11 protein-coding genes and 3 pseudogenes are annotated in these 18,388 nt (G+C 69.9%); 7 read left to right on the top strand and 7 right to left on the bottom strand.

All coding sequences use genetic code 11. The features are described 5' to 3' along the window. The first annotated feature begins 134 nt into the window (after positions 1-134). On the top strand, positions 135-1,295 hold the full coding sequence (locus tag ACH4YP_RS20550) for an alkaline phosphatase PhoX (RefSeq protein ID WP_398491638.1): 1,161 nt from the start codon (positions 135-137) through the stop codon (positions 1,293-1,295). A 108-nt stretch (positions 1,296-1,403) separates the two neighbouring features. Here the strand turns inward: ACH4YP_RS20550 and ACH4YP_RS20555 are convergent, their stop codons facing one another. Then, a complete protein-coding gene (locus tag ACH4YP_RS20555) occupies positions 1,404-2,144 on the bottom strand; it encodes a hypothetical protein (RefSeq protein ID WP_398491640.1) in 741 nt (246 codons plus the stop codon). Between the two features lie 402 nt (positions 2,145-2,546). On the opposite strand from ACH4YP_RS20555, the gene ACH4YP_RS20560 reads away from it, so the two are divergent. Further along, positions 2,547-2,981, top strand: coding sequence for an LAETG motif-containing sortase-dependent surface protein (locus ACH4YP_RS20560; RefSeq protein ID WP_398491642.1), 435 nt, complete (start codon positions 2,547-2,549; stop codon positions 2,979-2,981). A gap of 100 nt (positions 2,982-3,081) precedes the next feature. On the opposite strand, the gene ACH4YP_RS20565 is transcribed toward ACH4YP_RS20560, so the two are convergent. Next, entirely contained in the window at positions 3,082-3,501 is a 420-nt protein-coding gene (locus ACH4YP_RS20565) for a GNAT family N-acetyltransferase (protein WP_361066208.1), read from the bottom strand. Between the two features lie 10 nt (positions 3,502-3,511). Here ACH4YP_RS20565 and ACH4YP_RS20570 point away from each other — a divergent pair, with 10 nt between their 5' ends. Next, positions 3,512-3,880, top strand: coding sequence for a hypothetical protein (locus ACH4YP_RS20570; RefSeq protein ID WP_361066162.1), 369 nt, complete (start codon positions 3,512-3,514; stop codon positions 3,878-3,880). A gap of 53 nt (positions 3,881-3,933) precedes the next feature. Here the strand turns inward: ACH4YP_RS20570 and ACH4YP_RS20575 are convergent, their stop codons facing one another. From ACH4YP_RS20575 to ACH4YP_RS20585, 3 genes are all read right to left on the bottom strand, one after another. Beyond that, entirely contained in the window at positions 3,934-4,218 is a 285-nt protein-coding gene (locus ACH4YP_RS20575) for a hypothetical protein (protein ID WP_361066165.1), read from the bottom strand. 755 nt (positions 4,219-4,973) lie between these two features. Then, complete coding sequence (gene ppdK / locus ACH4YP_RS20580) at positions 4,974-7,715, bottom strand: pyruvate, phosphate dikinase (RefSeq protein WP_361071898.1); 2,742 nt, start codon at positions 7,713-7,715, stop codon at positions 4,974-4,976. Between the two features lie 438 nt (positions 7,716-8,153). Beyond that, positions 8,154-9,371 carry an ROK family protein gene (locus tag ACH4YP_RS20585; protein WP_361071901.1) on the bottom strand — a complete coding sequence of 406 codons (1,218 nt, stop codon included), beginning with the start codon at positions 9,369-9,371 and terminating at the stop codon, positions 8,154-8,156. Between the two features lie 253 nt (positions 9,372-9,624). Here ACH4YP_RS20585 and ACH4YP_RS20590 point away from each other — a divergent pair. Further along, positions 9,625-12,935: pseudogene (locus tag ACH4YP_RS20590) on the top strand (MGH1-like glycoside hydrolase domain-containing protein); the annotation flags it as partial. Positions 12,936-13,073: 138 nt separating this feature from the next. On the opposite strand, the gene dusB reads toward ACH4YP_RS20590, so the two are convergent. After that, the gene (gene dusB, locus ACH4YP_RS20595) at positions 13,074-14,240 is read right to left on the bottom strand and encodes a tRNA dihydrouridine synthase DusB (protein WP_398491645.1); all 1,167 of its coding nucleotides are present in this window, start codon (positions 14,238-14,240) and stop codon (positions 13,074-13,076) included. An 88-nt stretch (positions 14,241-14,328) separates the two neighbouring features. On the opposite strand from dusB, the gene ACH4YP_RS20600 reads away from it, so the two are divergent. Further along, positions 14,329-15,771 (top strand): MFS transporter, encoded by a 1,443-nt coding sequence (locus tag ACH4YP_RS20600; protein WP_398491647.1) that lies wholly within the window; start codon positions 14,329-14,331, stop codon positions 15,769-15,771. Positions 15,772-15,963: 192 nt separating this feature from the next. Here the strand turns inward: ACH4YP_RS20600 and ACH4YP_RS20605 are convergent. Then, a pseudogene (locus tag ACH4YP_RS20605) lies at positions 15,964-17,213 on the bottom strand (RNA-guided endonuclease InsQ/TnpB family protein). A 293-nt stretch (positions 17,214-17,506) separates the two neighbouring features. Between ACH4YP_RS20605 and ACH4YP_RS20610 the strand changes: the two are divergent. Next, positions 17,507-17,827, top strand: a pseudogene (locus ACH4YP_RS20610) (MFS transporter); the annotation flags it as partial. A 203-nt stretch (positions 17,828-18,030) separates the two neighbouring features. Continuing rightward, entirely contained in the window at positions 18,031-18,237 is a 207-nt protein-coding gene (locus ACH4YP_RS20615) for a hypothetical protein (protein ID WP_361073067.1), read from the top strand. Positions 18,238-18,388: the final 151 nt, after the last annotated feature.

The following is an 18,388-nucleotide window of genomic DNA, read 5'->3' on the forward strand; positions in this document are numbered from 1 at the left end:
GCACATCAGGCGGTGACGCGTACACGTCACCGCCTGGCCATGGCGCGTCCATCCCGCACTCCTAGGCTCCGGCGGTGCGCGACCCCGTCGCCGACCGGCGAACGGGGCGGTCACGGCACCCCTTTGGAGCGACAGTGGAACGTCGTACCCTCCTGCGTGCGGCCGTCCTCGGCGGTTCGTCCGCCGTCTTCGGCGGAACCCTGTGGCGCGGCGCCGCGTACGCCGCACCCGCCCAGCCCGGCACCGGCCCGTACGGGGCACTCGGCGCGGCGGACTCGAACGGCGTCAGGCTGCCGAACGGCTTCACCAGCCAGGTGATGGCCAGGTCCGGCCAGACGGTCCCCGGCACCTCGTACACCTGGCACAACGCCCCTGACGGCGGGGCCTGTTACGCCGACGGCACCGGCTGGATCTACGTCTCCAACTCGGAGACCAACCCCTCCGGCGGCGCGAGCGCGGTGAAGTTCTCGTCGGCCGGCGCGGTCACGGGCGCGTACCGCGTCCTGTCCGGCACGCGGCAGAACTGCGCGGGCGGCAGGACCCCGTGGAACACCTGGCTCTCCTGCGAGGAGGTGTCCCTCGGTTACGTCTACGAGACGGACCCGTGGGGCGTGAACGCGGCCGTGCGCCGGGACGCGATGGGCCGCTTCAAGCACGAGGCGGCGGCGGCCGACCCGGTGCGCGAGGCGGTGTACCTGACGGAGGACGAGACGAACGGCTGCTTCTACCGCTTCGTGCCCACGAGTTGGGGCGACCTGTCGGCCGGCACGCTCCAGGTCCTCGTCGCCGGGACGGCCACCTCGGGCTCCTTCACCTGGGCGAACGTGCCCGACCCGGACGGCTCCCCCACCACGACCCGTACGCAGGTCTCCGGCTCGAAGAAGTTCAACGGCGGCGAGGGCTGCCACTACGCCGACGACACGGTCTGGTTCACCACCAAGGGCGACAACCGCGTCTGGCAGCTCGACCTGGCCGCCGGCACCTACGAGTTGGCGTACGACGACTCGCTCGTGACCTCCGGCACGGCCCCGCTGACCGGCGTCGACAACATCACCGGCAGCACCTCGGGCGACCTGTTCGTCGCGGAGGACGGCGGCAACATGGAGATCTGCGTCATCACACCGGACGACGTGATCGCCCCGTTCCTCCGCATCGACGGCCAGTCCGGCTCGGAGATCACCGGCCCCGCCTTCTCCCCCGACGGAACCCGCCTCTACTTCTCCAGCCAGCGGGGCACGAGCGGGAGTTCGTCCGCCGGGATCACGTACGAGGTGAGAGGGCCGTTCCGCTCGTAACCGCCGCGAGGGACGTGTGTGTGGGATGTGCGGGTGGAATGCGCGGGTGGGACATACGGCGGCATCGGCCGGGATTCATACGGCTGCCAGAATCCACTGTGGCCAGGGTCAGCGCGCGCGTCGTTCCTTCTTCGCCCTCTCCGCGGTGACGCGCCCGACGAGGCGGGTGCGCAACTCCTTCAGGTGCTTCATGTTGTAGTCGCCGAGGTTCTCGTCGATGCCGTAGACGGTCGATCTCTCGGCGTCGATCTCCTCGTCCAGGAGGGCGAGGGCCTCCTCGAAGTCGCGGTTGAGTTCCAGTGCCGTGATCAGGGTATTGCGGAGGGACCGGGTGGTGTCCTGCCGCTTCACGCCGAAGGTCTGCGACTTCGCGTACAAGGCGGTCAGCCTGCCCACCGCCTCGGCCGCGTCTCCGTTCTCGGCCAGGAACTGGGCGAGCCACGCCTGCGTTCGGTGGGTGGTGCTGTCGTCGGGGCCCAGCAGCCGGATCCTGTCCTCGACAACTGCCGTCATCCCGGCGATGGCTCCGTCCAGATCGCCGACCCTTCTACGGCACCAGGCGAGGGCCGACCGTTTGATCAGGGTGTCGGGGTGGTCGGAGCCGAACTCCGCGATCAGGTCGGCGACTTCGGTCTCGGTCAGCCGTAGCGCGGCGGCGTGGTCGCCTTCGAGGCTCAGCCAGGCGACCAGGCTGGAGCGGGCGCTCAAGGTGTCGGGGTGCCAGGGGCCCAGCTCCCGGGTCAGGAACGCGACGCGCGCGTGCGCCTTCGGCCAATCCAGCGCCTTGGGGCGGTCGAGGTGCCGGAAGCTTCGCAGGACCCACCAGGTGTGCGGTGTACGCCGTGTCATCTCGACTCATTCCACTTCGTCATCAGAACCCGCCCCGCTGTCCACCCAGGCCGCGGCGAGAAACGGCGGCAGTACGTCGCAAGAAGTCCCGGCACTCCGGCCACCAGCGGATCATCAGCCAGGCCAGTGGTACCAGGAGTATGCCCCGGAACGCTCCGCCCCAACGAGCTGCTCGGCCGATCACGGGGATCGATGCCCGCACCCCGCCCCGCATACGCACCGGGTTTACAGATGACGGCCCCATGAGCGGAGAGCTACTGTCCGGTCACGTCACGTTCGCATCACGGGTCCGTCATTCCGCCACCGCACCACCAGCCCCCTAATACTTTCGTCACCTCAAATCCGACTGATCGCCCTGCGTGATCATGCGTCCGGATAACGACCCAAATCTGAGGTGCTCTCGTGAAGTTGCTCCGCAAGCCCGCCGCCGTGGCCGTCGCCGCACTGGCGCTCACCGCCCTGTCGGCCACCACCGCCCAGGCCCATGACGGCAACCACCCGTTCAAGAACTGCACCGAGGCGTACGAGAACGGGTACGACAACATCGCCAGGGGCGACAAGCACTACGACAACGACCTGGACCGCGACCAGGACGGCATCGGCTGCGACCAGCCCCCCTCGGACTTCGTCCCGGCGGAGGACCAGGGCAAGGACGACGAGAGCACTGACGACAAGGGCACCGAGAACACCGCCTCCGACACCGGCGATAAGAACACCGACCTGGCGGAGACCGGCGGCAGCGGCGCCACGGCGTACATCGCGGGCGGCGGTGCGGCGGTCCTGCTCGCGGGTGGCGGGGTGCTGTTCACGGTACGCAGGCGTGCCAACTCCCGCTGACCCCACAGGAGAAGACGCCCCGGAAGACACCCCGTCACGACAGGACAACGACGGGGCGAGCGCCCGCGCCATCCCTCGGACGGCCGGGCGCTGCCGTGGTTCAGCGCAGGTCCAACACCATGGCGTCGTACACGGGCCCCTCCTCACCCGGATGGGACCGCCCCACCTCCCGGTACCCCCACGCCACATACGCCGACCGCGCGGGCGCGGCCTCAGGCTCCGGGCGCACCGTCAGCGTCACCCGCTCCACCACCAAGCCCTCAATGAGCCGCGCGTGCAGCCCGGCCGCAACCCCTCGACGGCGCCACGGCTTGCGCACGGCCATCTCGATGACCACGAACGTCCGCTCACCCGTCTCACCGGTGAAGTCCTGAGACATCGCCTCCAGCAGATTGCCCCACCAACCGGTGTCCACCGGAAGCCGGTAGCCGTACGCGAACCCCACCACCTCGCTTCCGTCGCGGGCGAGGAGCAGCCAGAAGCCCGGGCGGGTCCGGATCTGCTGCGGGTACCGCTCGATCTCAACCGGGTTGAAAAGCGAAGGGGGCCGCAAGATCCACCTGCCTGCCGCACTGGAGCACACCAACGGCCCGGTCCTGCCCCAGCTGGACGTCGGCGAGAAGACCAACGAGATCATCTGCTTCAAGCCGCTGCTGGACACCGTCGCCAAGAAGCTGCGTCGACAGCTCAAGCCCCTTCCCTGGAAGGACATCCCGCCTGAGGGACGCACCCGGGACATCGGCCACGGCCGCTCTGAGATCCGCCGGATCCAGGCCGCCACCGTGAGAGCAGCCCCCTCTTCCCCCGAGCCCGCCAGGCTGACCGACTCAAGCGCCGGCGCACCGACCGCAGGACCGGCAAGACCATCGTCAAGACGGTCTACGCCGTCACCCGCCTGACCATCGAGCAGGCCCCGGTGGACCGGTATCCCACCGGGACTCCGCCCACCGGCCTACTCGCCCGGCAGAACGCGAACGAAGCCCTCGGTCCAACCGTCCTCATCGAGCTCGCAGGCGTCGAAGTAGAAGCACTCCGGTTCATCACGGAAACCTGGCAGCAGTCGAGCCTGACGCACACGCTCTTCAACCCGTTCACGGGTTGAGTAGAAACCGAGCAGCTTTACGTCGTCGCCGTCCGACTCGTCGCAGAACACGCCGCTCTCATCGACGTGCACTGTCGAGCCGTCAGCGCCGGCTTCGTTCTGGTGGCCCACATGCCACAGCGGATACACGATCACGGACGCGAAGCTATCAGCGCGCCAGTTCGTGGGGCATGCGATATTCGGCGCCCCTCACCTCCGGTGACCTCACGAACACGAACCGGGCATCACGCGACTTCGCCAGGGCCCTGCCGACCAGGAAGGCGAACTCGGCCACAGGTCGCCCGCCTCGCTACGGTTGGACGTATGAAGCTCCCGGTGACGGTGCTGGTGGACCACTACGACGAGGACTGGTCAGCGCTGTCGTGGGCCCGCGCCGACGGCCGTGGGGAAGTACTGGAGGAGGGAGAGGAGCGGCACCGGGCGGTGGAGTTGCTCTGCGGCAAGTACGAGCAGTACAAGGACTCCCCTCCCAAGGGCCCCGTGGTCGCCGTTCAGTTCCCCCGTCTCCGACCAGGCGAGCGGCGTGTTCAGGCGTCAATCACGCCCAGAGGGCACAACACATTCCCACGCGTTCAACGACAACCAACGCCAGCAAACAGCCTATTGCCTGGTCAGCAGCATTGCTTGACAGGGTCCGCAGACAATGCCCGAAGGGGCGGCACCTCCGCACAAGGTGCCGCCCCTCCGCTTTCATGCACCGGGGCCGCGATCCGTCGATGAGGGTGGGATGACGGACGACGACCCCGGGTTCTACAGGCCCGGCCTACAAATGGACCGGCGTTTTGCGGCCCGGCCAACCAGTGGGCCGGGGTCCTGCGAGCCCGGCCTATAGGTAAGCCGGGGTTTTGGGGGCCCGGCCGACAAGTGGACCAGAGCCATCCACCCCCGCCCTACCGATGATCGCTCCCCTGCGAAGACGAAGCCGCCCGCCCCGCCTCCAGCCTCGCCACCGGGATCCGGAACGGGGAGCAGGAGACGTAGTCGAGGCCCACCTCGTGGAAGAAGTGGACGGACTCGGGGTCGCCGCCGTGTTCGCCGCAGACGCCGAGTTTGAGGTCGGGGCGGGTCTCGCGGCCGGCCTTCACCGCGGACTTGACCAGGGAGCCGACGCCGTCGCGGTCGATGGTCTCGAAGGGGCTGACGCCGAAGATGCCCTTCTCCAGGTAGGCGGTGAAGAAGGATGCCTCGACGTCGTCCCGGCTGAAGCCCCACACCGTCTGGGTCAGGTCGTTCGTGCCGAAGGAGAAGAACTCCGCCGCCTCCGCGATCTGACCGGCGGTCAGGGCGGCGCGAGGGAGTTCGATCATCGTGCCGATCGACAGCTTCAGGTCCGTGCCCGTCGCCGCCTGGACCTCCGTGATGACCTGGTCGGCCTCCTCGCGGACGATCTCCAGCTCCTGGACCGTGCCCACCAGCGGGATCATGATCTCCGCGCGTGGGTCGGCCTTGGCGGCCTTCCGCTCGGCGACGGCCTCGGCGATCGCCCGTACCTGCATGGTGAAGAGACCGGGGATCACCAGCCCCAGGCGTACGCCGCGCAGGCCCAGCATCGGGTTCTGCTCGTGCAGGCGGTGCACCGCCTGGAGGAGCCGCAGGTCGTTCTCGTTGGCGTCCTTGCGGGACTCGGCGAGCGCGACGCGGACCGACAGCTCCGTGATGTCCGGCAGGAACTCGTGCAGCGGCGGGTCCAGGAGGCGGACGGTGACCGGGAGGCCGTCCATCGCCGAGAACAGCTCCACGAAGTCCTGCTTCTGGAGCGGCAGGAGCGCCTTCAGCGACTCCTCGCGCTCGGCCTCCGTGTCCGCGAGGATCAGCCGTTCGACCAGCTCACGACGGTCGCCGAGGAACATGTGCTCCGTACGGCACAGGCCGATGCCCTGGGCGCCGAAGCGGCGGGCGCGCAGCGCGTCCTCGGCGTTGTCCGCGTTGGCGCGCACCCGCAGGCGACGCTTGCGGTCGGCGAACGCCATGATCCGGTGCACGGCCTCGACCAGTTCGTCGGCGTCGTTGGCGCCCGCGTGCATCCGGCCCTCGAAGTACTCCACGACGGGGGACGGCACGACCGGGACCTCGCCCAGGTACACCTTGCCGCTCGAACCGTCGATCGAGATCACGTCGCCCTCTTCGACCACGTGCCCGCCGGGCACCGTCATCCGGCGCCGCTTGGTGTCGACCTCCAGCTCCTCCGCGCCGCACACACAGGTCTTGCCCATGCCGCGCGCGACCACGGCCGCGTGGGAGGTCTTGCCGCCGCGGGAGGTGAGGATGCCCTCGGCCGCGATCATGCCGTCCAGGTCGTCGGGGTTGGTCTCCCGGCGGACCAGGATGACCTTCTCGCCCGAACGCGACCACTTCACGGCCGTGTACGAGTCGAAGACCGCCTTGCCGACCGCCGCGCCCGGCGAGGCCGCGATGCCCCGGCCGATCTGCGACACCTTCGCCTCGTCGTCGAAGCGCGGGAACATCAACTGGGCGAGCTGGGCGCCGTTTACGCGCTGGAGCGCCTCGGCCTCGTCGATCAGGCCCTGGTCCACGAGCTGCGTGGCGATCCGGAAGGCGGCGCCCGCCGTCCGCTTGCCCACCCGCGTCTGGAGCATCCACAGCTGCCCGCGCTCGATGGTGAACTCGATGTCGCAGAGATCCTTGTAGTGGTTCTCCAGGGTCGACATGATCTGCATGAGCTGGTCGTACGACTTCTTGTCGATCTGCTCCAGCTCGGCGAGCGGGACCGTGTTGCGGATGCCCGCGACCACGTCCTCGCCCTGCGCGTTCTGCAGGTAGTCGCCGTATACGCCCTGGTGGCCGCTGGCCGGGTCGCGGGTGAAGGCGACACCCGTGCCGGAGTCCGGGCCGAGGTTGCCGAAGACCATCGAGCAGACGTTGACGGCCGTGCCGAGGTCGCCGGGGATGCGCTCCTGGCGACGGTAGAGCTTGGCGCGGTCGGTGTTCCAGGAGTCGAAGACCGCGTGGATGGCGAGGTCCATCTGCTCGCGCGGGTCCTGCGGGAAGTCCCGGCCGGCCTCGGTCTTGACGATCTTCTTGAACTTGGTGACGAGCTTCTTGAGGTCGGCCGCTTCGAGGTCCGTGTCGACGGTGACCTTCTTGGCGTCCTTGGCCGCCTCCAGCGCGTCCTCGAAGAGCTCTCCCTCGACGCCGAGGACCGTCTTGCCGAACATCTGGATCAGCCTGCGGTACGAGTCCCACGCGAAGCGGTCGTCACCGGCCTGCTTGGCCAGGCCCTGCACGGACCTGTCGGAGAGGCCGATGTTCAGGACGGTGTCCATCATGCCCGGCATGGAGAACTTCGCCCCGGAACGGACCGAGACGAGGAGGGGGTCGTCGGCCTGGCCGAGCTTCTTGCCCATCTTCGCTTCGAGGGCGTCGAGGTGCGCACTCACCTCGTCACGCAGTGCCGCCGGCTCGTCGCCACTGTCGAGGTAGGTCTTGCAGGCCTCGGTGGTGATGGTGAAGCCGGGAGGCACGGGAAGGCCGAGGTTGGTCATCTCGGCGAGGTTGGCACCCTTGCCACCCAGGAGATCCTTGAGGTCCTTGTTGCCCTCGGTGAAGTCGTAAACGAACTTCACGCTCTCGGCGCCGCTCTCAGCTACGTGGGGATCTTTGTTTTCCGACACGGGTCTCGACTCCTCGAGGACGCGGTGGCTGCCCTGACGACGGGGAACATACCCAGATCGAAGGCGCCTGGGTACGTCCACTTGCGCGTCATACGGCTGTAACCACTCGTCCGCCAGCAGATCGAAAGCCAAGGAGAAGTAAGGCGGGCGCTCGACCGCGTTCACTTCTTGAACGGGTCAGCACCTACAGACCCGGAATTTCGCTCACATGAGCGGTGCTCAGCACGTCTGAGTTTACGTCGTAAATGATCAACGGGTGGCACTCAGTGCCATCCTTTGAGAAGTGCAGCCGCCCAAGATCCGCTCATCTGAGCGAAACCCCGATCAGGCGTGGCGAGAATCACGCAGTTTTCAGCGCCCGGATTTCACCATGCGGACCGGTACACAGACGGAAACGTGACCGTCACACACCCATGGCGAGTGAGTGGCGAGGGACCGTCACACACCCATGACGAGCAGCCGCTCCTCCACCCGCTCGGGCGCGTACAGGTGCTCCACGACCATCGCGCCCGCCCCGACCAGGCCCGCCCGCTCGCCGAGCCGGGAGGTGACGACGTCCAGGTGGGCGGTGGAGCGGGGCAGGGCCCGCTGGTAGAGGAGTTCGCGGACGCCGGTCAGGAACGCCGTCCCGGCCAGGTCTCCGGCGATCATCAGGACGCCGGGGTTGAGCAGCGTCACCACGGTCGCCAGTACGTCACCGACGTGGCGGCCGGCCTCCCTCGCGAGCGCGGCCGCGCCGGGATGCCCGGAGGCCAGCAGATCGCGCACATCTGAGCCCGACGCCGCCGGAACGCCCGTCTCCGCCAGCCTGCGGGCGACCGCGCCACCGCTCGCGACGGCCGCGAGGCACCCGAACGACCCGCACCTGCACAGCGCGTCGGCGCCCTCCGGGACCCGGATGTGCCCGATGTCCCCGGCGCCGCCGTCGATGCCCCGGAAGATCGCACCGCCGACGACCACACCGGCGCCGATACCGGTGGAGACCTTCACGAGCACGAAGGCCGAGCAGTCGGGGTGGCCGGTGCGCTGTTCCCCGTACGCCATGAGGTTGGCGTCGTTGTCGACGAGGACCGGGACGGCGCCGGCGCCCGTGTGCTCGGTGAAGGCGCGGGTGAGGCGGCCTCTTATGTCGTAGCCGTCCCAGCCGGGCATGATCGGCGGCTGGACGACCCGGCCGGTCTCGCTGTCGACAGGGCCCGGTACGGCGAGCCCGATGCCGCACACCTCGTGCGCCCGGTGCCCGGCCTTCTCCAGGAGTTCGGCGAACCAGCGGCCCAGCTCGCCGAGGACAACGTCCGGGCCCTCCTCGATCAGCAGCGCACCCGTGTGCTCGGCCAGCAGCTCACCGGTCAGGGACAGCACGGCGGCGCGGGCGTGCCGGGTGTCGAGGTCGGCGGTGAGGACGACGGCGTGGGCGTCGTCGAACTCCAGCCGGACCGAGGGTCGGCCGCCGAGCGGCGAGTCCACCGGGCCCGCGGCGCCCTCACGCAGCCAGCCGGCCCGGAACAGGCGGTCGAGCCGCTGCCCGACCGTGGCCCGTGACAGCCCGGTGACCTGCTGCAAGGCCCCGCGCGTGGTCGCGCGCCCGCTGCGCACCAGCTCCAGCAGGTCGCCGGAGCTCGCCTGGCTCCCGGTCTTCCCGGCGCGTGTGGCCATTCCGCTACTCCCTGTGGTTCCGGTCATGCGAACCCCTTGCGCTCACCAACTCTGCATTACATATTGAGTTTTGCGTGTTAAATAGACGTAACCCTACGGTAGCTACTGCCGAACTGGTCGGCCGCATGTCTTCGGGGAGACCTGAGTGGACCGCACAACCCAGCTCACCGCCCGTCGCACCGGGCTCGTGGATCCCGTACGCACCGCGACCTCACCGCCGTTTTCCGGCCATGGTGAGATCGGCCCTTCCAGGGTGGCCGTATACGATCCGGTCCGCCCGGCGGGATCGCTGCACCTCAGGGCGGCCGAGGTACTGCACGGCAACTGGACCGGCACGTCCACGGTGCCCTCGCGCGGTCTGTACCCGCACCAGTGGTCCTGGGACTCCGCGTTCATCGCGATCGGCCTGCGCCATCTGTCGCCGCTGCGGGCGCAGGTCGAGCTGGAGACGCTGCTCGACGCGCAGTGGGGCGACGGCCGGATTCCGCACATCGTGTTCAACCCCTCCGTCCCCCTCGACGCGTACTTCCCGAGCCCCGACTTCTGGCGCTCCTCGACCGCGGGGCGCGCTGCGGGCGCCCCGCGCACCGTACAGACGTCGGGCATCGTGCAGCCACCGGTGCACGCGCTGGCGGCCTGGCTGGTGCACGTCTCCGACCCCGGTCTGTCCCGGGCGCGGTCCTTCCTGCCCCGGATCTACCCGCGGCTGGCGGCCTGGCACCGCTATCTGCTGCACCGCCGGGACCTGGGCGGCGGGGGCCTCGCCTCGGTGGTCCACCCCTGGGAGCAGGGCATGGACAACGCGCCGAGCTGGGACACCCCGCTGTCCCGGGTGACGCCCGCCCCGGCCCGCTCCTTCCGCCGCGCGGACCTCGACCACGGCGCCGCGGAGGACCGGCCGACGGACCTGGACTACGGACGGTACGTACGGCTGGCGACGGACTACCGGGACGGTGGGTACGCCGATGGGGTGGGCCAGTTCGCTGTGGAGGACCCGGCCTTCAACGCGCTGCTGATCGCCTCCGAGCACGCGCTGGCACGGATCGCGCGGGAGCTGGGCGCGACGGGCACGGCCCGGCACGCGCGCGCGGAGCGGCTGACCGCGGCGCTCGTCGACCGGCTGTGGGACCCGGCCGAGGGCATGTTCTTCTGCCGGGACGTGCGCACGGACGAGCTGATCCCCGAGCGCGGCGTCTCCGGCCTCGTCCCGCTGCTGCTCCCGACGCTCCCCCGCGACACGGCCGCCACGCTCGTACGGACGCTGCACGGGCCGCACTTCGGGCTCGGCGGGTCGACCCGGCTCGTCCCGAGCTACGACCTGACCGGGCACGCCTTCGACCCGCACAGGTACTGGCGCGGTCCGGCCTGGTTCAACACCAACTGGCTGGTGGAGCGCGGGCTCAGGCTGCACGGCGAGCACGCGCGCGCGGAAAAGCTGCGGGGCGCGCTGCTGGAGACGGCGGACACCTCCGGGTTCGCGGAGTACGTGGATCCGTACACCGGCGAGGCCTGCGGAGCGCTCGGTTTCAGCTGGACCGCGGCGCTGACGCTGGACCTGCTGCACGAGGCACCCGAAGCGGTGCACAGCACGACGGAAGAGTTCGGCAAGGGCGCCAAGGGAGGGGACCGGCGATGACGGACCGGCATCATCTGCTCGTGCACGGTGGGACGTTCGCGGCCGTGGGCGACGGCGGGGACATCAACGGAGTGCGCGGCGCCAGCTCGCCCCACGGGCTGTTCGTGCGCGACGCCCGGCATCTGAGCCGCTGGCAGCTGACCGTCGACGGGGCGGTGCCCGAGGCGCTGACGCCGGTCGCGGACGGCGACACGGCCCGCTGTGTGCTCGTACCTCGCGGCGGCCGGCAGGAGCCGCCCGCGTACACGATCTTCCGTGAACAGGCAGTGGCGGACGGGGCGTTCGTCGAGTCGCTGCGGGTCACCAGCAACCGTCCGGCGCCGACGACGGTCCGGATCGCGGTCACCGCGGACGCCGACTTCACGGACCAGTTCGAGCTGCGCTCCGACCACCGGACGTACACGAAGATCGGTGTGGTGCGCTCCCGCCAAGTCCTCGACGATGGCGTGGAGTTCACCTACCAGCGCGGGGAGTGGCGGTCCACCACGACCGTGACCTCCGAGCCCGCGCCGGACGGTGTGGAGGAGACCGGCACGGGCGCGCGCCGCCTCGTGTGGACCCTCGAACTCCAGCCGCACGAATCGGCCGAGCTGGCCCTCCGGGTGGCGGCGCGCCCGCACGGTATGCCACACCCGGAGGTGCCCCTCTCCCCGGCCGCCGCCAACGCCCGACTCCTGGCGCTGGAAAGGGAGTTCGCGGAGGGCGTGCCCTTCCCGACGGGCTGGCCCGAGCTGGCCGCGGCCTGTGCGCGGGGCCTGTCCGACCTGGCCGTGCTCCAGGTGCCCGCAACGGGCCCCGACGGAGAGGAACTTCGCGTCCCGGCGGCCGGAGTCCCGTGGTTCCTCACCCTGTTGGGCCGCGACGCCCTCCTCACCTCCCTCTTCGCGCTCCCCTACCGCCCCCAGCTGGCCGCCGCCACCCTGCCCGCGCTCGCCGCGGCCCAGGCGACCGAGGTCGGCGTGGACGCGGTGGCCCAGCCCGGCAAGATCGTGCACGAGATGCGGCACGGGGAGCTGGCCCACTTCGGGCAGGTGCCGTACGGGCGTTACTACGGCTCGGTCGACGCGACCCCGCTCTTCCTGGTCCTCCTCGGCGCGTACGTCGAGCAGACCGGGGACGTGGCGCTGGCCCGCCGACTGGAGCCCAACGCCCGGGCGGCGATCGGCTGGATGCTGGACCACGGCGGGCTGACCTCGCGCGGATATCTCGTCTACCGCGCGGACGAGGGCGGCCTCGCCAACCAGAACTGGAAGGACTCCCCCGGCGCCATCTGCTCCGGCGACGGCAGCCGGCCGACCGGTCCGGTGACGGCCGCGGGGGCGCAGGGGTACGCGTACGACGCGCTGCGCCGGACCGCGCACCTGGCCCGGACGGTATGGGACGACGAGGTGTACGCGGCACTCCTCGAACAGGCGGCGGCGGATCTCCGGGACCGGTTCCAGCGGGACTTCTGGATGCCGGACCACTCCTTCCCGGCGCTCGCCCTGGACGGCGACGGCAACCACGTCGACGCGCTCGCGTCCGACGCGGGGCACCTGCTCTGGTCCGGGCTGCTGGACAAGGAGTACGGGGAGCTGGTGGGGCGGCGGTTGCTGGAGCCGGACTTCTTCTCCGGCTGGGGCGTCCGCACGGTCGCCTCGGGCCAGCCCGCGTACCATCCGCTGTCCTACCACCGGGGTTCGGTGTGGCCCCACGACAACGCGCTGATCACGCTGGGGCTGGCGCGGTACGGGCTCCACGACGAGGCCCGTACGGTGGCCCACGCGCTGGTGGACGCGGCGACGGCGGCGGGGCACCGGCTGCCGGAGGTTCTCGCGGGGTACGGCCGCGACACGCATGCGGAGCCGGTGCCGTATCCGCACGCGTGCGTTCGCGAATCGCGGTCGGCCGCGGCGCCGTTGGCGTTGCTCACGGCGGTAGGAGGCGCGTGACGCTTCGCTGAGAGGGTGCGCATGCGGGTGCGGGTGAGTGGGGGTTGCCCGCGCAGTTCCCCGCGCCCCTAAAAGATAAAAGCCAGGGGCGCGAGGGACTGCGCAACCAGCCCCCACCAGACCCGTACCCGACCCTCACCCCCCGGACGTGTCCAGTTCCGCGTCCTCGCTGATGCCCGCGCAGTCGTACGGGTCCCTGAGCCAACCGTCCGGCAGGACAACCCTGTTGTTGCCGGACGTACGCCCGCGGGGCCCGTCGGCACCGGCCGGCCACGGCTGGTCCAGCGTCAACTCCTCCAGCCCCTCCGAGAGTTCGGCCAGTGACGAGGTGATCGCGAGACGCTTGCGCATCTCGGAGCCGACCGCGAAACCCTTCAGGTACCAGGCCACGTGCTTGCGGAAGTCGATGACTCCGCGCGCCTCGTCACCGATCCACTCCCCGAGGAGGGTCGCGTGGCGGACCATGACGCCCGCGACCTCACGGAGAGCCGGACGGGCGTAGTCACCCCCGCGCCCCTCGAACGCGGCCACCAGGTCGGCGAACAGCCACGGCCGCCCCAGGCAGCCACGGCCGACGACCACCCCGTCGCAGCCGGTCTCCCGGACCATCCGCAGCGCGTCGTCGGCGGACCAGATGTCACCGTTGCCGAGCACGGGAATCTCCGGCACATGCTCCTTGAGCCGGGCGATGGCCTCCCAGTCGGCGGTGCCGCCGTAGTGCTGGGCGGCCGTGCGGCCGTGCAGCGCGATCGACGTCACGCCCTCCTCGACGGCGATACGCCCGGCGTCGAGGTACGTGATGTGGTCGTCGTCGATGCCCTTGCGCATCTTCATCGTGACGGGCAGGTCACCCGCCCCGGACACCGCCTCGCGCAGGATCGCCCGCAGCAGGTGCCGCTTGTACGGCAGCGCGGACCCGCCGCCCTTGCGGGTCACCTTCGGCACGGGGCAGCCGAAGTTCAGGTCGATGTGGTCGGCGAGGTTCTCCTCCGCGATCATGCGGACGGCCTTGCCGACGGTCGCGGGGTCGACCCCGTACAACTGGATCGAGCGCGGGGTCTCCGACGCGTCGAAGTGGATCAGCTGCATCGTCTTCTCGTTGCGCTCGACCAGCGCCCGAGTGGTGATCATCTCGCTGACGAACAGGCCCTTGCCCCCGCTGAACTCCCTGCACAACGTGCGGAACGGCGCGTTCGTGATCCCGGCCATGGGGGCGAGGACGACGGGCGGCTGGACGGTGTGCGGGCCGATCCGCAGGGCGGAGTTCACGGCGGAGTTCACCGTGGATGTGGGCGTGGGCATTCCCCCATTGTCGCGTACGCCGACAGGTGCCCCTAAAGTCTCGGTAATTAGTTAGGCACACTACCGAAGCGGGCGTATCGTGGTCGGCATGCCCGAGCTCAGCCACCGGCGACGCATGCTGGTGCTCGCGATCTGCTGTATGAGTCTGCTGATCGTGAGCCTCGACGTCACCATCCTCAATGTCGCCCTGCCCTCCATGCAGAAGGACCTGGACGCGAGTCTGGCGGGCATGCAGTGGACGATCGACGCGTACACCCTGGTACTCGCCTCGCTGCTGATGCTCGCCGGTTCGACGGCGGACCGCATCGGCCGCAAGAAGGTCTTCATGGCCGGCCTGGTCGCCTTCACGATCGGCTCGGTCCTCTGCTCGCTCGCGCCCAACCTCGAATCGCTCGTCGTCTTCCGCATGATCCAGGCGGTCGGCGGCTCGATGCTCAACCCGGTCGCGATGTCGATCATCACCAACACCTTCACGGACCCGCGCGAGCGTGCCCGCGCGATCGGGGTCTGGGGCGGTGTGGTCGGCATATCCATGGCCGCGGGCCCACTGGTCGGCGGCCTTCTCGTGGACTCGGTCGGCTGGCGCTCGATCTTCTGGATCAACCTGCCGGTGGGCCTGGCCGCGCTCCTGCTCACACTCCGGTACGTGCCCGATTCCCGCGCCCCGAAGGCCCGCCGCCCGGACCCGGTCGGCCAGTTCCTGGTGATCGCGCTGCTCGGCTCCCTCACGTACGCGATCATCGAGGCGCCCTCCTCCGCCGCCGGCCAGACCCTCGCCTTCGGCGGTGTCGCGCTCGCCGCGCTCGTCACGCTTCTCTGGTACGAGCCCCGCCGCGACGAACCCCTCATCGACCTGCGCTTCTTCCGCTCGGTGCCCTTCAGCGGGGCCACGGTCGTGGCGATCAGCGCGTTCGCGGCGCTCGGCGGCTTCCTTTTCCTCTCGACGCTCTACCTCCAGAACGTACGCGGTCTGGACGCCCTCCACGCGGGCCTGTGGATGCTGCCCATGGCGGTCATGACCTTCGTCTGCGCGCCTCTGTCGGGGCGGCTGGTCGGCAGCCGGGGCCCTCGGCTGCCGCTGCTCATCGCGGGGACGGCGATGACCGCGAGCGGGGTGCTCTTCGCCGGTTTCGAGGCCGAGACGGCGAACGTGACCCTCGTCATCGGGTACTTCCTCTTCGGCCTCGGCTTCGGTTTCGTGAACGCCCCCATCACCAACACCGCCGTCTCCGGCATGCCCCGTGCCCAGGCCGGGGTGGCCGCCGCCGTCGCCTCCACGAGCCGCCAGATCGGCCAGACGCTGGGCGTCGCCGTGATCGGCGCGGTCCTCGCCTCCGGCGTCGGTTCCTCCTCCTACCGGGACACCTTCGTCTCGGCGGCCCGCCCCGCCTGGTGGATCATCGCCGCGTGCGGTCTGGCGGTGCTGGTCCTCGGCGCCCTCACCAGCGGCCCCTGGGCCCGGCGAACGGCCGAACGCACGGCCCAGCAGCTGGAGTCGCCCGAGGTCAAGGAGTCGGCGGGGGTTGTGTGAGGGTGCGGCCCGGTGGGGGCTGGTCGCGCAGTTCCCCGCGCCCCTGAGGTAAGTGGGCGTCCGGCGTGGCGTGGTGGGCGTGACCGAAATCCTCGATCCCCGTACCGTCCGCTCCCGTCGCCCAGCCCATGCTCGGCGGGCTCGGGCTGTTCACCGTGCTGCTCGGCGCGGCCCTGCCCCTCATCGACTTCTTCATCTTGAATCCTCCCCTCCCTGAAGGGAGGGGATGCCTGGCTCACGCTGCTCGACTGTCCGACGGACGGTCGAGTCTTCTGCGATCAACACCAGCCGGGTCGAGACCTGCCCGGACGAGCATCACACGCGCGGAGTTCTTGTCTCTCGGGGAGACGGCTCCGCAGGCGGAGCAGGTGTAGGTACGTTCCGACAGCGGCAGGGCGTGCTTGGCCCTCGCTCCGCACCTGCCGCAGTCCATGGTGGTGTGCGCGGGGTGCGCTGGGTGCAGGATGCGCCCGTGCTTGCGCGCCATGTTGATCAGCTCCCGCTTGGTGGCGGAGATCGCCGCGTCGGCGGCCTTGCGGGCCATGCTGGTCCTGGCCGAGGAACTTGGGGCGGAAGTCCTCCACCGCCAGCACGTCATGCTCGCGCACCACGTGCTTGGCCCACTTGCGGGCCGTGTCCTTTCGCTGCTGGGCGATCTTCTGGTGGGCCTTCGCGGCCTGCCGCTTCGCCCTGCCGTAGCCCTTGGACGCAGCCTGCCCGCGCTTCGGTTTGCGGCGGGCCATCTTCCGCTGGTGGCCGCCGAGCTGCTCGGCGGCCTTCCTGCCGTGCTCAGGGTGGGGCAGGTCGTGGTGGTCGCTGGTGGTGGTCGCGATCTCCCTGACGCCCCAGTCGACGCCGATAGCCCGGCCGGTCGCGTCCAGCGGCTGCGCCGGGGCGGGCACGACGAAGGAGGCATACCAGTGGCCGAGGCCATCGCGGTAGATGCGGACCGACGACGGCTCGGCGGGCAGGTCCCGCGACCACACCACGTTCAGCACGACTCCGCCCGCCAGGTGCAGGCTTCCGTCCCTGATACGGAAGCCGCGCCGCGTGTAATCGAGCGTGGGATGTGCCAGGTGTTTCTTCTTGTGCCGGGGCATTCCGACGCGCTGCCGCATCGGCAGTCGGTCCTTGATGTCCTTCAGTGCTTTGGCGCGGGACCTACCGAAGTCGCGGATGATCTGCTGCTGCGGTACCGAACTGCCCGCCCGCAGCCACGCATTCACGCCCCGGGCTTCGGTGAGCAGCTTGTCGAGCCGGGCCGGACCGCATGTCTCGCCGTCCCGGTGGGCCTTCTTCGAGCGGGCCACGCACTCGTTCCACACCCAACGGCACCGCGCCCACTCCGCGAGGAGCTCATCGCGGCCTGCCGATGACACGCGCAGCCGGTAGGTGTACCGGGCCTGCCCAGCCGCCTCCCCGACCGCCTTCAATGCCGACATGAACTCACCCCTGCCTCGTGCTCCGCTGCGCCGTCCCAGCCATCACGAAGAGACCGTACGTGCGACATACGCACACCCGTGCCCTGATCATGCAACATCACCCCAACCGGCGAACGGGGGTACGCGCGTTCGCTTCCCGGCTCCGCCGTGGCCCTGTGGGCGCTCCGCGCAACAGGGGACTGGATGAGGCGCCCCTCCGCGTCGCCAACACGAGATGCGATCCCTCCCCGGCGTAAACGCCGGGCATCCTCGCAAGAACAAGGTGAACGTCGCCCTGCCCACGATCGACCACGGCCTGGCCCCACGTCGGCGGCCTGGAACTCTGGCCCGGCGTGGTCATCGCGGGTGCCGGTCAGGCCCTCCAACTGCCCATCCTCTTCCGCGTCATCCTCTCCGAGGTGCCCCCGGCCCGCGCCGGCGTGGGCAGCGGCGTCATGATCACCGCCCAGCAGTCCGCCCTGGCCCTGGGCGTGGCCACCCTCGGCACCCTCTTCCTCACCCTCACCCCCGTCCACGGCATGCGGGACGCCCTGGTCACGACGCTTCTGGTCCAGCTCGCCGGTGTCGTACTGACCACCGGGCTGAGCCTGCGACTGCCCCGCGCCATCGCGTAGGGCCACGGAGCAGGGCGGAGCAGCGCACGGAACAGTGCGCGGAATTCGCACACAACTCACCACAGTTGTGTCCCTGTTGATGTTGTTGATGCTGCACACTCCTTAGGGCCTGTCTGGCAATTCCCGTCTGCCTCGCGGCGACGACGGGAATTGCCAGACAGGCCCTAGCGCGCGCAAGCGGAGCGCGACCACCAGGAGGCGTCATGCTGCAGATCAACACCAGCAAGGTGAGCCGCTGGGACCAGCACGGCCGCGAGCACATCGTCCGAGTCCAGCGCTCGGGCGTGCAGCGGACGATCAGATGCGACACCTGCGACTGGCGGAAGGCCGCCCAGTTCCTGCCCTGGCTGAAGGCCGAGGAGCACCTCGCGGAGGCGCATCAGGCGACAGTGGATCCGTCGGCGGCCTGAGGGAGCACAGACCGGGCACGGTCACAGCGCGGCGCGGCGGGGGTCCGTAATCCGGACCCCCGCCGCGCCGCGCTCTCCGTTTTTTTGGAGCAACATCCAAGATTTGGCCTGATCTGTGACGGGGTTCTTCTATGGAACACACGACCGGGGC

Origin of the sequence: Streptomyces sp. NPDC020747, from assembly GCF_044334695.1 — a bacterium.
GTDB lineage: Bacteria > Actinomycetota > Actinomycetes > Streptomycetales > Streptomycetaceae > Streptomyces.